Below are 14,642 nucleotides of genomic sequence, written 5' to 3'. Positions count from 1 at the left end.
TATAAGATATTTATCTGATTTCCCCGAGATTTTGACTTGTGATTTCACTATTATTTCGTAAATCAATCCCTTCAACTTCAAGTTGACAATTTTCATTAATATTAAAATTTAATTTAATACAATCTTGATCGATTTCTCCTGGAGGATCTAACGGAATGGAAATGATACTATTATTGATCTTTTTGATTTCCTCATTAGATTCTATAGTTGTCAAAGTTGGTAATCCATTAATATAAACAATCTCATTTGATCCTTCTTCTTGAGGCTCTCCAATTATTAAATCTATGCTTAATTGATCATTTACACTTGCAGATAAAATTATTTCTAAAGGTTTAATTGTTGGCCATGTTTGACCTGCTAAGAAAAGAGGGTGCCATATGTGCTTTTCATTTTTTTTGTTCCAGCATCTTAAACTTACCCCTTTATTTAGTACATCTTTTACTTGAACACCTGGCGTTAGATTCAAGGCTCCCAATGCAATTGCTTCAATAGGTGGAGGAGTCAAAAAAGGGATCGAATTACAGATATTACTTAAATAGTTTTTAATTAAAGGGATTCGAGATCCTCCTCCGACTAAGACAACACTATCAAGATCTTTTAATTCAAATGAATTTCGTTTTGCGATATTAATTGTTTGATTGAAAAGCTTTTCAATACTTTTTAAGAGCCCTTTTTCTATAAGTAATTCTTCAAGTCCTTTTTTAGAAAGTCTTAACATCTTTTCCTCATTCTCATTGTTTTTTACTTGTTTAGTGATAGTAAATGTCTCTTTTATATTGATATTACTTAATTCACATTTCAGCTCCTCGGCCCTTCTCAAGATTGAGTTAGTTGGTTTCTCTTCTGGTAACAAATGATTAGATATCCATCTATCTATATCTTTGCCACCTAACCGAAGCCCTGATTTTCCAAGAACTTTTGCAGTTCGAAGAATTTGTGTGCTTTTTCCCTCTAAATTATTTCCATCAAATCTGACAAGTTGTGCAATTGGTGAAGCTTGTCCCTCTCCACCCTCTAAAGCAACAATTGACATGTCAATTGTGCTCCCTCCAAAATCTAAAACAAGTAATGTGGATCCAGGTTCAAGTCCAGCTCCCATTGCGGCAGCGGTAGGTTCATCAACTAAGGCGATTTCTTTTACTTCTAAGGAATTACATACATTGATTAACCAAGTTCTATATTCTCGATATGTATCTACGGGAGCAGTTAATACTAATCTTTTGATTTTTACCTTCTCCGAGACTTTTCTCCAAATATTGTGAATTAAAACCTCTCCTGCTCTCTCTGGGGAGATTTTTGAATCATATATATCCTCAATTTCTTGAGATCCTATCCATCTTTTAAAGTCTTGACTTAAGTTATTTTCTTTTTCATTAATTAAATTTGAATTGATAACTTCTTGACCAATTAAATAGGAATCTTCTTTTTCTGATAATTTCCAAATTAAGCTCGGTATTTCTCCTGGAGCTCGACTAATGGGGGGTAAATCTAACATTTCAGGAGGTTCTCCATTTTCTTTTTGAAAAACAACTACCGTTGTTGAACTCCCTAGATCGATGGCTAATGTTCCAAAATTATTAGTATTGATTTCAGTTGGAAGGATGTTTTCGAATTGATCAATTTTATTTTTTTCCATCTTTACTCAGTGAATTTTTAATAGGAGCAGAAAAATCTATACATAGCAAGTGAGTCTAGAAAAACTAACACAGGGTTATTATTTGGCGAAAAATATAGAAATGAGCGATTCTCTCCTAGAATAAATCAAAATTAAAGTTTTAAGTGTGATTAAGTCAGGTTCAGGTGTTAATTCAAAGGATTTAGCAAAAAGAGGGGAGAGTCTCATAAGGCAATCCACTAACCGCTACCTCACTACTGTTCGGATTGCTTTTAGAGCAAAGCAAAGAAGATTTGATGATTTTGATGGCCTTTTAGAAGAATCAACCGTTAAGCCAGTACAAAGAGCCATAATTGAATTAAGTGATGAACAAGATCAGCCTGATCTATTACCTGGTTAGGTGATCAAAAAAGAAGGTCCGGGTTGGAGAATAATCAGAGACTCATCGAGAGATAACTTTTCTACGCTTATAGGAGGAGAAAATTGGGCCATAGAGTTGAATAAATTTGAGTGGGAAAATCTAGTTAAGCTAGTAATAGATTTGTCTGATCAATACAAATCAGTGAGAGAACAATTAATGGGCGACGAGGATATCACTTTGGAATTAGAGCGTAGCCCTTGGTTGGCAATTTTAAAAGGTGATCAAAATGGATGGAACCTTAGATTGATCTTGAGTGCTAGTGGTCTATTAAATCGAGGAGCAGAAGTCTATTGGCCTAGAAATGTAACTAAACATGTTACTAATGCAATGAGAATAATGTGGGATTCAGACTATTTGTGAGAGAACTTAACTAAAAGTTTTTCAATTTTTCCCCAAATCCAAATGGATTTAACTCACATTTTTTCCACAGGATTGATCCCATTAACATGGTTCCAACTAATTGCTGTGGAAAAAGACTGAGTTTGACTCCTTGGATTTGGTTGTTAAATAATACTAATGCTTAGGATAACTAATACTTATAATTCCTTTCGGAAACTAGTTGAGTGCTTGATCTGAGGATGAGACGGCTCGAGAAAGCGTTTAGTCGTATTTGATTTTGATAGTAGTTTGATTGTGGATTAAATATTATCAAAAGCCTCTTAAATGAAAGATATTGATTTTATGGAAGAAACCAGCTTGATCCAGAGTTCTGAGAGTTTGGAATCTGAGGATACAATTAGTTTTCAAACAAAAATACCCAAGCAGATTCAACAAGCGATGAAAGTTTATATTGAGAAACATCCAAATTGGGATCAATACAGGCTTTTACAAGCAGCGCTTGCAGGATTCTTAATCCAAAATGGTATCAGTTCTAGATTGATAACTCGTCTTTATATTGGCAATATGTTTGGGTCTCATTCTTTTTGAATTAATTTTTCCGGAGTTTTTCGAGAAGTTCTAAAGCGATATCTTTTTCTATGGGCATGATTGATAGCCTATTGCCTTTGCGGACTAAAGTTAGTTCTTCAGACGTGTAATCTTCTGATAGCTCCTTTAAAGTAATCATATTTTTAAATTCACAGATATATTTTGTCTTGACACAGTCCCAACGAGGACTTTCTCTCTTTGATTTTTTGTCAAAGTATTTTGAACTTGCATCAAACTGAAATGGGTCGATTAAATTGGTTTCAATGATCTCCATTAGACCAACTATTCCAGGAGGTTTAGTATTTGAATGATAAAAAAAAGCTTGATCACCAATTTCCATTGACCTCATAAAGTTTCTAGCTTGATAATTTCGTATTCCATCCCAGAGGGTTTCTCCTTCCTTTTGCAAATCTTTAATGCTGTAAGCATCTGGCTCACTTTTCATTAGCCAATAGTTTATTTTCTTTGCTGCCATGGGATCTTAGCGAAAAAGCAGTGTGTGGAAAGAGTGTTGACTGATTTATTCTATTCCGCTTGCTTCTCTTCCAGCATTACCTAACTTTTGAAACTAATAAAACTTATCGCTAGACATAGACTTGTAAATTTTTAAAGAGTCAGTCTTAACAAACTCTTTAAGACCAATCAAATTATCTTTATTACATTTATTGACTTGTTAATTATAAGTAAGAATGAACTCTACTTCTTGTAGATGTTTTATTTTAATGGTCTACTTTTTTCTCTGCTCAATCAAAACTAATTATTTACAATTTCTTTTAAGGTAAAAACTTCCTAGACTTTGAATCCTTTACTCTGTCACTCTTTGTTTAGATCTTTCTTTTCGTTTTATTATGACTTGGCAATTGCTAATGTTTATCAAGTTGATTTAGAAATTTTCTACTTCTCTCGTGTCTTGCATTAGAAAAGAAAATATTTGGATGAGATGTTTCTATGACTTTACCTGAATCCATAAATAAAACTTGATCACTTACGTCTTTAGCAAAACCAATTTCATGTGTTACTACAACCATTGTCATTCCTTGATCAGCCAGTCTTCTCATCGCATCAAGCACCTCATTGATTCTTTCTGGATCTAGAGCGCTAGTGGGTTCATCAAATAGAAGTAACTCCGGCTTTAATGCTAAAGCTCTAGCTATGGCTACTCGTTGCTGTTCTCCTCCGCTAAGTTGACTTGGGTATTTTTTTGCATGTGAATCTATTCCCATTTGATTTAAGAGATACATGCCATATTCCTCCGCTTCAATTTGACGACGTTTTTGCACATTTATTGGAGCGAGAGTGATATTTTCAAGGATTGATAGATGAGGGAATAAATTGAATTGTTGAAAAACCATTCCTACTCTTCTTCTTATTTTTTGGATTTTCTTTTCATCATGCGTGGAATTAACTGTTATTCCTAAAACATTCAGTTCTCCTGTGTCAAAAGTTTCAAGACCATTAAAGGTTCGAATCAGAGTACTTTTCCCTGAGCCAGAGGGACCCATTACCACTAGGACTTTCCCTTGATTAACTGTTAGAGAAACATTATCAAGAGCTCGTAATCCTTTTGTGTAAGACTTAGTGAGATTCTTCGCAACAACAATAGGTTCCATGAATTATCAAAAATTAGCTTGATTAATGGTCATTCTTTGTTCAAGATGTCTTGCTAGAACAGCCATGATTGTACAAACCATCCAATAGACACATGCTAGCCAAACATAAACTTCAATATATTGACCAATAAATTCTGGATTAGCCAGGATACTCCTGCCTACACCAAGTAACTCCACTAATCCTAAAATAGCCATTAAAGATGTATTTTGAAAAAGTCCGATGCATTGGTTAGTCAAAGCAGGTAATGCAATACGTAAGGCTTGAGGTATCAATATTAATTGGATGATTTGGAATTGATTAAGGCCAAGACTATTAGCTGCTTCTATTTGGGTGTTAGGTATTGCCTGCAATCCGCCACGAATATCTTCTGCTATGTAGGCAGAGACAAAAAGAGTGAATGCAAAGATAGCTCTCCAAACACGATCGACTTCTATTTCTACTGGAAGAAATAAAGGTATTAATAGTTGACCAAAGAAAAGTACAGCAATAAGAGGGACTGCTCTCATTACATCTATATAGAATGAACTTAGCTTCTGAATTAATGGTAATGAACTTTGACGACAAAGTGCTAAGACTATTCCCAATGGTAATGATAACAATGAACTACAAGCAGTTAGTAGAATAGTTAGAGTTAAGCCTCCCCAATGTCTACTCATGATAGGTGACAATCCAAGTCCCCCATAAAGTAAATAAAGGCCTAGGGGTATAGTGCCTAGCCATGCTATCAAAAGATTTTTGCGTAGCCATTTCCACTCAGGGCCAAAAATTGTAATGATGCTCAGTGAAAAGAGAATAATAATCCAAGTTGCAGGCCTCCATCGTTCATTCGGTGGGAAGCTACCAAATGCAAACAAAGGAAGATTGGATGTAACAACTGCCCAATTAGCTTTAAATATAAGCCATCTAAACGTATTTAGACAAACTAAACTAATAATCAATATGAAGATTAGGCTAATAATGCTATTGGATAAACTTGAAAACAAAGTTTTTCTTATTCTTTGAAATAGATATATAATTAAAGTCATATTTAGTATCAATTAATTATGTTTTCTAGAGTTGATAATTATCCTATTGATAATTTCCATGCTATTACTTATTAATAGATTTAATAATAAGAAACTAGTAAGCAATATAAGGAAACATTCGATTGCTCTTCCAGTTTGATTAATAATAGTATCATTTATTGCATAAATATCTGAGTAACCAACTGCTATTGCTAAAGTACTATTCTTTGCAAGATTAAGATATTGACTTGTTAACCCTGGAATGATTGCTGGTAAGGCTTGTGGAATTATGATGCTGATAAGACCTTTTCTTTCAGAGAGCCCTAAGCTTCTATAAGCTTCCCATTGCCCCTTTGGAACAGAAAGCATTCCTCCACGAATCACTTCTGCTATATACGCACTTGTGAATATACTTAGACCAAGTAACAATGCTGAAAACTCTGAAGATAGGTTGAACCCTGATAACTGTATTCCTTGATTTGAAATTATAAATATATCTTTTATCTGGATTAATACATTATCTTTTAAGCCTAAAAAACCAACAAAATACCAAAACATAAGTTGAAGTAAAAGAGGGGTTTGGCGAATAATTGTAATGTACCCAGCTGAAAAAAGCCCTAGTAATGAGTTTTTACCAGTTCTTGCAAAGCCTACAAGAATTCCCAATAAAGTAGCTAACAATAATGATGAGACTATTACTTTTAGGCTATTGAGCCAACCTATAAATAATGCCCAAGCATAGCTATCTGAGGAGCTATAAGGTAAGGGGTGTTCCGCTAACGCAAAACTCGCTGGTTTGAAAAGCCAGCTAAAATTAAAACCAAGGCCTGTTCTTATTAGATTTATTGTCAAATTATTAATTAGTATCCCAATCAAACCAAAAAAGATAATAGTTGTCCCTAATTGAAAAAATATTTTTTGATTTATTTTCATTCCAGTGACAAATTATTTTTAGTTAAATGGTGGTGAAATATGTACACCTCCTTTTTTATATAACTCATTTTGTCCTCTTGGAATAGGCACCTCGCTATTTTGACCTAAATTTCTTTCGTAAATCTCGCCATAATTGCCAGTTGAGCTAATTACTTTAACTACAAAGTCATTGCTAAGACCAATTTTTTCTCCTAGGCCTCCATCAATTCCTAGAAATCTTCTTAAAGGTTTTAATTGAGGGTTATTCTTTGCGAGTTGTACCTTCTCACCAATATTTGACTTTGTTATCCCTTGCTCTTCTGCTGATATTAAGGAAAAGATAACCCATCTCATCGCATCAGCTAGTTTCTGATCTTGGCCATCGGAGGCTGGAGCAAGTGGCTCCTTGCTTAATACATCATCTAGAATAATATGTTCTTTTGGATTCTTAAAACCAGATCTGGCTGCTGCTAATTGTGAACGATCAGAAGTCATGGCTGAACACCGACCCTGTAAATAACCAGCAACTACTTGATTGAGGTCTTGATATTTAATTGGTGTATAAGGCAGCGAGGCACTCTCGAATGCATCATTTATATTTTGCTCAGTGGTTGTGCCTGAACCTACACATATAGATTTATTTGCAAGATCTTTCAGACTTCTAATTTTACTTTCCTTCTTGACCATCAGTCCCTGCCCATCATGGAAAACAACTGGTGCAAAAGTTAACCCATTTCCTCCTGAGGAATCTCTACTGAGAGTGAAAGTGGTATTTCTTGATAACAGGTCAATTTCCCCAGTTTTTATAGCTGTAAATCTTTCTGCTGCAGTTAGAGGCCTGTATTGGATTTTTTCCGAATCTCCTATAAATGCAGCAGCAAATGCTTTACATATATCGACATCTAGTCCTTCATAACTACCATCACTTTTCAGAAAGCTAAATCCCGGAATCTTCCCACTTACTCCACAAATTAACTCGTTGCGATTTTTTATCAGGTTAAGTCTAGAACTATTGTCTTGATTTGTTGTCGCACAACCAGCTAATAGAGCTGCTAGACCAACTATTCCTGATACCAAGCGACGCATAATTTTTTTAATCAATAAATTTGATTTTCGCTAAATTTTTCTATTTCCTAGGCAATTAAAGAAAATCTTTTACTTTTTCTTCATTCAAAGTTGTGATCTCACAAATAAAGCCCCTTGAAACTTCAAAGCGTATTTTTTTAGTTTAAATATATCCTAAAGATAGAACATTTGTCTTTATTTATAAATGAATAAGCTTAAATCAACTAGATAAATTTCTGATAATGAATCTGCATTAGGTTTACTCTTAATTATCTAAAGGTTAATTTCATCTTTATCAAATGATTTGTGAGTAAGTATAGGAGCTGAAAAAGTTTAGTAACTTTGTAAAATTTAAAGCGAGGGCTTCTTTTTATTGATTATTTTACCCAAAAGTATATGTATTCATAAAGAGTCTGTTCTGTGGAATAAGGTTTTTATTCTTTATGTTTTGATCCATTCTTTGTATCCTTGGTAAATAGCTAACTGATCTCCAGTATTAAGTTTATCAGTTCTTTTAGGCATATGACATATAAGGTCTAACATCGTTTCTTCGACAGATTGATGAAATGCCATCTGCTAAAGGTGGCTAATCTAAATATCCTCTGAGATCAGTTTGTAAACTTCCATAAACTTTTGTATAAGTAGTTTTGAAGCTTAGATAAATTACGTAAGCCCTTATCTGATTGCTATATTATTATCTAATAGTTATTAGTTGTATATGTCTACTAAAAGTAGTTGATTATAATTTCTACTTTTGATCTGTGAATTATATATACAATATAAAAGCTGAATCAACTTTTATTACATTAAAATTCCTTTACTATCTATATTGCTTGAGAATAGAAAATATAGATTCCTAATAGGATTTTAAACATTTGGGTATGAAAAATTACAATACCAAAAAAATAATCAGAGCTTTATCGGTAATAGCTTGTCTGACTTTCTTTTTGTTTATTGCTTTTATAGTTAGTATTAATCTTATAGTTGATCCTATTATCTATTGGCTTGCATCGACTGAAGGGGCACGGATATTAATAAGTTGTATTCTATCTTGGTTAGGTGTTTCGACACTTTTCGACTTGTTTTATAAGCGTTATAGGCGTAGTAAAAAATTAAAAAGGTTTAATGCACTTAATATTCCTTATCCTCGGACTTTTAAAGGTAGGAAATGATTATTTTTTAGAGGACGGCTGAGCAAATATATAAAGATTATAGAAAGGAATAAATGAACAAAACGCCCATAAAACTAAGTTTTCCTTACCTATATCTCTCAGCCGTCTGATTAATAAAGCTATAAAAACTAAAAAAGATGGAATGCTATACAAATAACTCCAATCATATCCTTCAGAGATGGTATAAAAATCATTTGGATCATTAGCAAGGGTGTCATTAGATAGAATTGAAACCACAGCTCCTATTAATCCATCAAGGATAAAAAAGTGCCAAAAAGGTACTCTACTTGTTTTATCTTTGTAATTGAAAATCTGACTCCAAGCCAGAAAGTAATTTGAAAGAACTCTCTCTAAAAAATTCATCTTATTTTTACATGTATAAATAATTATGTAAGATCTTACCCTTAAAAGGCTCTAAAGTTTTTATCTCATAAATAAAATAATGAACCGTATCTTTTTCATGGCTCTATCTTTTGCTCTTATGTCTCCGATGGCTGTTAAGTCTGATGATCGAATCTATGAAACTAAGAATATTTGTGGACGATACTATGCAGTCGAAATTAACGGTGGTGATGCTGCTAGGTCACTAGGCTTAAAAGATTCTGGAAGGGTTCGCTCAAAGGTAGAGCAGTACTGCAATTTCTTTCGCTAAGTTTCTTGTTTATGCTTTCTGCTCTTGCGGTTAATCATATATTCCTAGTTGAAGTAAGTGTTTAAATAGATTGTATGGCTATTAAGTAATGACAGAATTTATTTATAAATTTCATGTTCAAGCTTTGAAAAAGATCATGAGGACTAAGAGGGGTAATATTTATGAGTTGGCTTTAGTTATAGACAAGAGGACGTAAGCTGTGTTGATTAGTCTTGTTAATGCTTCTACAGACTTTGGAATAAAAAATCTTTTTAAAAATTTAGATCTTCATATAAATAAAAAAGAGAGACTTGGTTTGATTGGTCCCAATGGATCTGGGAAGTCAACACTTTTGAGAGTCATTGCAGGAGTAGAACCATTGATGGAAGGAGAAAGGAGATGTTTATCATCTTTGCGGATATCTTTAGTTGGGCAAGAAACAAGTTACAACAGTCAAAAAAGTATTTTGGAAGAAGTTCTTGAAGGGTGTGGAGAAAAAAGAAAATTATTAATTAATTTCAGTCAGTTAAGTAGAAAAATCGCTCAAAACCCAGAAGATGAAGACCTTTTGAAAAAACTTGGCCAGGCAAGTGAACTTATGGATGTCGCAGGGGCATGGAATCTAGAACAACAATGCCAAGATGTTCTAAGAAGACTAGGTATAAAAGATTTAGATAAGCCAGTAAAAGAGCTTTCTGGTGGTTACCGCAAAAGAGTGGGACTTGCCGCTGCACTTGTATCTAAACCAGATGTCTTGCTTCTTGATGAACCTACTAATCACCTCGATGCATCTGCAGTGGAATGGCTTCAAAATTGGTTAGACCATTATGACGGCGCTCTTGTCTTGATAACTCACGATAGATATGTTCTTGATCGTGTTACTACTCGGATGGTTGAAATCAATAATGGAGAAGCTCGCAAGTATTCCGGAAATTATCGCCAATTTCTTCAACAAAAAGTTGAACAAGAACAATCAGAGGCATCTACAAAGAAAAAATTTCAGGGTGTTTTAAGAAAGGAATTAGCTTGGTTAAGACAAGGTCCCAAAGCAAGAAGCACAAAACAAAAAGCACGTATTCAAAGGATTGCTGAAATGCAAGCGAAACCTAAAAATCATTTCCAAGCTAAATTAGAAATGAATTCATTGAGTAGAAGAATTGGAAAAATCGCAATTGAAGCTGAAGGTGTAGGACTCTCTTTAAATGATAAAGAAAATAATTTGGATCTTTTACATGATTTCACTTATAGCTTTAGTCCTGAGGATCGTGTAGGTATCATTGGTCCAAATGGAAGTGGTAAATCAACTCTTTTAGATCTAATTGCAGGTAAAAGATTGCCTACTAGTGGGAAAATAAAACTTGGAGAAACCGTTCATATTGGCTATCTCGACCAACATACCAATGATTTAAATCAAGGGGGAGGCCAACAGCGCAAAGTTATCGAATTCGTGGAGGAAGCTGCATTACGAATTGAACATGGGGGAAAACAAATAACCGCATCTCAACTCTTAGAAAAATTCCTCTTTCCACCTAGTCAGCAACATAGTCCTCTACTTAAACTTTCAGGAGGAGAAAAAAGAAGACTTGCTCTCTGTAAAATGCTCATACAAGCTCCCAATGTATTGTTACTTGATGAGCCTACGAATGATTTAGATATACAAACACTAAGCGTGTTAGAGGATTTTCTAGAGGACTTCAAAGGTTGCGTCGTAGTCGTATCGCATGATAGATATTTTCTTGATCGAACTATTGATCGAATTTTTCATTTTGAAAATGGTCACTTACGAAGATATGAAGGTAATTACTCTCGATTTTTGGAACAAAAAATATTAGAGGAGCGAAATAAAGAAGCCAAAGAACGAGATCAGATAGTTAATAATTCACATAACAAGGTTGGATCAGAAAATAAATCAAACCCTCAACAAACTGTCAGAAAATTGAGTTTTAAAGAAGCTAGAGAATTAAAAGAACTAGATCTTAAACTTCCTATGTTAGAAAAACAGAAAATATTTTTAGAAAAAAAAATAACTGATAGTGATGAAGACATTAGTGAAATTAGTCATCAGTTAGCAGAGCTTATTGAAGCTATACAAGAGCATGAGGATAGATGGATTGAGCTAAGTGAGTTGTCTGAGCTAACCTAATAACAACGTAATTGTTCTTATGGAGACGAAAAACAGATTTAGACCAAATTGTCACCATTGATCTTCTTGATTTTTTGATACTGGGAAAGCGATGTGGCTTTTGCTCCTCAATCGTCCGATTTGCCTATTTAGACCTTAGTTCGACTCAAGCCACAGGATGGGGATGGGAGTCTATAACCTGGTTAATATGTATTTCAATGGAAAATTTATGTTTAGTTTAATTCTGATTCAAAGTTTCAGAGAAAGCTCACTTGTATGTGCATTGATGATTTAAAATCAATTCATGCACCTAATAATTTAAGGTATATTAATATATCAATATTGTTAGAATGAGATTATATTATTTATATGCCAATTAACGCTCGCTGAATTAGTTAAATCCCTAGAGTGATATTTTTATAAGTTTTTAAATGACTCATTTTAGTAGCTATTAATTCAATAAAATTATTATGTTTGACTTAAGTTCGTTAGTCCAAGAACTGTTGAATAGAAAAACATCTCGCATGAATAATAGATGCTATTGTCCTAAAGAAGTTGCTATTTGCTGCTTTTAACTATAATAATTCTATGTATACAGATGAATAGTGAAGTTGATTAAATGGCATAAATCATTTGTTGAACGTGCTCAAAAAGAAATGGGGATATCTAATTACGCCCTTTATTGGTTTGGCTTTCTTGAGGGCGCTTTAGTTATGTGGTTACTTATGAAAGTTACTTCTGCCTTATGGATAAAATCTGAGTTTCCTTTTTAATAAATATGTTTTAATAGATGAATGATGGAGTTACTAAAAAAAATCCCTGCCAATACTTATCTAATTTTTTCTTTAATTTTCATAACAACAGCTATTGCAGTCCTTTTTTTAGGGAAATTTACTTTTGCCATCTTGTCTTTGCTAATGGGACTTGTTTCATTAATAGTATGGACTTTTTTGGGATTATTTGAAGAAACTAAAAAAACATAGATGCTTCATTAAACTTAGATATGGAGGTATGGTTAGCAAAAAATTCTCATGATTACAGTATCCATTGGGGGCTTGTTTTCCTTTTGAATGAATTTATTCTGATTAAAGCTTGATTTGTTTCAGTTGAAATGACTATTGATCCAGAAGTAATTCCTCCTGCAAGTAATAAAGAGAGTAGAGCAGGTAGATATGTTCCTAAATGGGCAATTTATAGCTCTGCAGGAATAGGAGTTTTGGTTCTAGTTGGCTTAATTAAAACCCTTCTTCCTTTAATTGGAATGGCTTTTTTATTGACTTTTATCTGGTCGCAATCAACAGATAACAGAAGATACTGAGAATTCTGCTCTCCAACAACTAAGTCGTTTCCCAGGAAAATTATGAGTTATCTCCCAATAATAAAATGGTGAACAGAGGGAACCGTTCTATAGAGAATGTAAATAATAAGAACTAGTAAATTCCCTCCAACAACGGCTGCTCCTGCAGCAAAATTTCCTTCTTTGGTGGTGTAATCCCACTTTGGCTCGTTATCTGTCATGGTTGAATTATTAATCACTTCATTATTGCCATTTATCCAAAGCGTTCAACAAATATAACTAATAAAAGAATAAAGAAACTCCTAATTTTTTTGAGATTCAAAATAGAATTGACTTTTCTACGATGGAAAATAGATCCAAATAAAGGGGTTGAGAGTTTTCTTCTCTTCAGATCTCCCACTATGACTACATTGTTGGAATCTAAACTTATGCTTCCTCTTTAGAAACCACTTCGGCATCAACCACTTCTTGTGAATAAACAGATTCGTTTCTTTTCCTATCTATCCAACTATTAATTCCAAATACGAGAGGCTTTGATCCTCGATAAATAAAAATTGCGGTGGGAAGAACACTTATTATCCCAACTGTGGGATTTTTGAATATTAGTCTTCCTGCTTTGACATTAAAAAGAATAATTAATAAAGAAGGAATTAAAACACTGAGAATGGTCTTAAGAGCTTCAGTCCATCCAACCTTATAAACCCACCAAATTGAGGCTATTCCAGCAAAATATAAAATAAAATATGTCATAAAATATTAATTACCGAGTAAGTAAATTCTAATTATTTAAATATTCTAAGAACTTCTTTTACGCTTTGACTTGCTCGTCTCAAGGACGTAAATACTAAAAGCAATCAATAAGGTTACCAAAATTGATGCAGCCACCCAACTTAATTGACTTGAAGTCATACCTAAGTAAGGGCCATCAATAGGTTGCTCAGACCAAGTTCCTGGCAAGTGCCACACCTGTGGATTCGATAGAAAAACCATGCAATACCTTTAATTGCTTTATTTGCAAAGTTTATATTTAAAATGAACAAATGCTCTGAATAATTACTTATCGTTACTTGTTTTGATAACCAAATTGAATCTTGATTTGATCTTAAATTATTAACGTATTATTCTTAAATCCTTTAAAAATAATAATTACTCATGGCAAGGCTGTGAAATATAAGCCATCTTTAATTTGAATCCATTTCGAGATAACAATGTCAAGAGCTATGAATTGGGTCTTGCTTCAATTGGCTATGATTTATTACGGAGACTCATTAAAAGAGTTTCAAGTAGAAAATAAATAGTTAGTTCTGTGTAAGTTTTGAATATTTTTTGAATTTCACATGATTCTCATGAAATGCTAACTCAGTTCAGTATCCCAAATCCAGGCAAGGCTGATCTGGCTAAAACGAATAGGAATTTACAAACAAATAAAAAAGCAACTAAGCAATAATTTGCATTATTTTTACAGGCGTTGATTATCTTTCTTTAATATGTTTCTCACGGATCACTGCCTTTTTAATCTGACTTTGATAGGGGGCCATGTACCAATCAGTATTTGAAGTGCTCCCATCTCTCTACTGAAAAAACATGGTGTAGCTCATCTAATTTAGGGTTGATAAGAGTGAATTTTCGACTACCTTCAATCACTAAATGGTGTTCAATTTGATGATGAATGTAATACTGCTCAAAATCACCGTCCTCAGGGGAGATATGGCATTTTGGTGATGGATGAAAACATCGGCCCCTTTGATACATTTACGCCTGCATCTAAAAAGGATAGGTGAGGTGTTTTACGAAAAACATGAATAGGGACAAATCACTAAGCATTTGTAAACCTCTTGTCCTTGCCATTTATTAATAATCGAAAA

The 14,642-nt window shown here is 33.6% G+C and carries 18 protein-coding genes and 1 pseudogene; 8 read left to right on the top strand and 11 right to left on the bottom strand.

Features of this window, described 5'->3' with window-relative positions; genetic code table 11:
- Window positions 1-10 precede the first annotated feature (10 nt).
- The gene (locus tag AC6EI0_RS05855; protein ID WP_498521716.1) at window positions 11-1,636 is read right to left on the bottom strand and encodes an Hsp70 family protein; all 1,626 of its coding nucleotides are present in this window, start codon (window positions 1,634-1,636) and stop codon (window positions 11-13) included.
- 145 nt (window positions 1,637-1,781) lie between these two features.
- On the opposite strand from AC6EI0_RS05855, the gene AC6EI0_RS05850 reads away from it, so the two are divergent.
- The 3 genes from AC6EI0_RS05850 to AC6EI0_RS05840 all read left to right on the top strand — a co-directional run bounded on the left by AC6EI0_RS05850 (window position 1,782) and on the right by AC6EI0_RS05840 (window position 2,963).
- Window positions 1,782-2,015, top strand: a complete 234-nt coding sequence (locus AC6EI0_RS05850; protein ID WP_498461439.1) for a DNA-directed RNA polymerase subunit omega — start codon at window positions 1,782-1,784, stop codon at window positions 2,013-2,015.
- Window positions 2,016-2,396: a DUF1818 family protein gene (locus AC6EI0_RS05845; protein WP_498521715.1), complete on the top strand. Its 381-nt coding sequence runs from the start codon at window positions 2,016-2,018 to the stop codon at window positions 2,394-2,396.
- 303 nt (window positions 2,397-2,699) lie between these two features.
- Window positions 2,700-2,963 carry a DUF2811 domain-containing protein gene (locus tag AC6EI0_RS05840; protein ID WP_498461437.1) on the top strand — a complete coding sequence of 88 codons (264 nt, stop codon included), beginning with the start codon at window positions 2,700-2,702 and terminating at the stop codon, window positions 2,961-2,963.
- A 1-nt stretch (window position 2,964) separates the two neighbouring features.
- Here AC6EI0_RS05840 and AC6EI0_RS05835 read toward each other — a convergent pair whose 3' ends face one another.
- The 7 genes from AC6EI0_RS05835 to AC6EI0_RS05805 all read right to left on the bottom strand — a co-directional run bounded on the left by AC6EI0_RS05835 (window position 2,965) and on the right by AC6EI0_RS05805 (window position 9,090).
- Window positions 2,965-3,438 (bottom strand): EVE domain-containing protein, encoded by a 474-nt coding sequence (locus AC6EI0_RS05835; protein ID WP_498521714.1) that lies wholly within the window; start codon window positions 3,436-3,438, stop codon window positions 2,965-2,967.
- A gap of 388 nt (window positions 3,439-3,826) precedes the next feature.
- The gene (locus tag AC6EI0_RS05830) at window positions 3,827-4,573 is read right to left on the bottom strand and encodes an amino acid ABC transporter ATP-binding protein (protein WP_498521713.1); all 747 of its coding nucleotides are present in this window, start codon (window positions 4,571-4,573) and stop codon (window positions 3,827-3,829) included.
- Window positions 4,574-4,579: 6 nt separating this feature from the next.
- The gene (locus AC6EI0_RS05825) at window positions 4,580-5,599 is read right to left on the bottom strand and encodes an amino acid ABC transporter permease (RefSeq protein WP_498521712.1); all 1,020 of its coding nucleotides are present in this window, start codon (window positions 5,597-5,599) and stop codon (window positions 4,580-4,582) included.
- Between the two features lie 12 nt (window positions 5,600-5,611).
- On the bottom strand, window positions 5,612-6,511 hold the full coding sequence (locus AC6EI0_RS05820) for an ABC transporter permease subunit (protein ID WP_498521711.1): 900 nt from the start codon (window positions 6,509-6,511) through the stop codon (window positions 5,612-5,614).
- 18 nt (window positions 6,512-6,529) lie between these two features.
- Entirely contained in the window at window positions 6,530-7,576 is a 1,047-nt protein-coding gene (locus AC6EI0_RS05815) for an amino acid ABC transporter substrate-binding protein (RefSeq protein WP_498523507.1), read from the bottom strand.
- Between the two features lie 420 nt (window positions 7,577-7,996).
- Window positions 7,997-8,128: a hypothetical protein gene (locus AC6EI0_RS05810; RefSeq protein ID WP_498521710.1), complete on the bottom strand. Its 132-nt coding sequence runs from the start codon at window positions 8,126-8,128 to the stop codon at window positions 7,997-7,999.
- A gap of 599 nt (window positions 8,129-8,727) precedes the next feature.
- Entirely contained in the window at window positions 8,728-9,090 is a 363-nt protein-coding gene (locus AC6EI0_RS05805; protein WP_498521709.1) for a DUF805 domain-containing protein, read from the bottom strand.
- Between the two features lie 97 nt (window positions 9,091-9,187).
- Between AC6EI0_RS05805 and AC6EI0_RS05800 the strand changes: the two genes are divergently transcribed.
- The 5 genes and pseudogenes from AC6EI0_RS05800 to AC6EI0_RS05780 all read left to right on the top strand — a co-directional run bounded on the left by AC6EI0_RS05800 (window position 9,188) and on the right by AC6EI0_RS05780 (window position 12,798).
- Complete coding sequence (locus AC6EI0_RS05800; protein WP_498521708.1) at window positions 9,188-9,379, top strand: hypothetical protein; 192 nt, start codon at window positions 9,188-9,190, stop codon at window positions 9,377-9,379.
- Window positions 9,380-9,644: 265 nt separating this feature from the next.
- A pseudogene (locus tag AC6EI0_RS05795) lies at window positions 9,645-10,076 on the top strand (ATP-binding cassette domain-containing protein); the annotation flags it as partial.
- A 171-nt stretch (window positions 10,077-10,247) separates the two neighbouring features.
- Window positions 10,248-11,501 (top strand): ABC-F family ATP-binding cassette domain-containing protein, encoded by a 1,254-nt coding sequence (locus tag AC6EI0_RS05790; protein WP_498523506.1) that lies wholly within the window; start codon window positions 10,248-10,250, stop codon window positions 11,499-11,501.
- Between the two features lie 584 nt (window positions 11,502-12,085).
- The gene (locus AC6EI0_RS05785; protein WP_498523476.1) at window positions 12,086-12,253 is read left to right on the top strand and encodes a hypothetical protein; all 168 of its coding nucleotides are present in this window, start codon (window positions 12,086-12,088) and stop codon (window positions 12,251-12,253) included.
- Window positions 12,254-12,591: 338 nt separating this feature from the next.
- Complete coding sequence (locus AC6EI0_RS05780; RefSeq protein ID WP_498523475.1) at window positions 12,592-12,798, top strand: hypothetical protein; 207 nt, start codon at window positions 12,592-12,594, stop codon at window positions 12,796-12,798.
- Window positions 12,799-12,845: 47 nt separating this feature from the next.
- On the opposite strand, the gene AC6EI0_RS05775 is transcribed toward AC6EI0_RS05780, so the two are convergent.
- The 3 genes from AC6EI0_RS05775 to AC6EI0_RS05765 form a co-directional block, all read right to left on the bottom strand.
- The gene (locus AC6EI0_RS05775; protein WP_269606777.1) at window positions 12,846-13,016 is read right to left on the bottom strand and encodes a hypothetical protein; all 171 of its coding nucleotides are present in this window, start codon (window positions 13,014-13,016) and stop codon (window positions 12,846-12,848) included.
- Between the two features lie 187 nt (window positions 13,017-13,203).
- Window positions 13,204-13,527, bottom strand: a complete 324-nt coding sequence (locus AC6EI0_RS05770) for a hypothetical protein (RefSeq protein ID WP_498523474.1) — start codon at window positions 13,525-13,527, stop codon at window positions 13,204-13,206.
- 45 nt (window positions 13,528-13,572) lie between these two features.
- Window positions 13,573-13,767, bottom strand: a complete 195-nt coding sequence (locus AC6EI0_RS05765; protein ID WP_498523473.1) for a hypothetical protein — start codon at window positions 13,765-13,767, stop codon at window positions 13,573-13,575.
- Between the last annotated feature and the right edge of the window lie 875 nt (window positions 13,768-14,642).

It is taken from the genome of Prochlorococcus sp. G5PB11 (genome assembly GCF_059772425.1).
The sequence above is the reverse complement of the archived record's forward strand: the minus strand, read 5'-3'. Positions and strand labels throughout refer to the sequence as shown.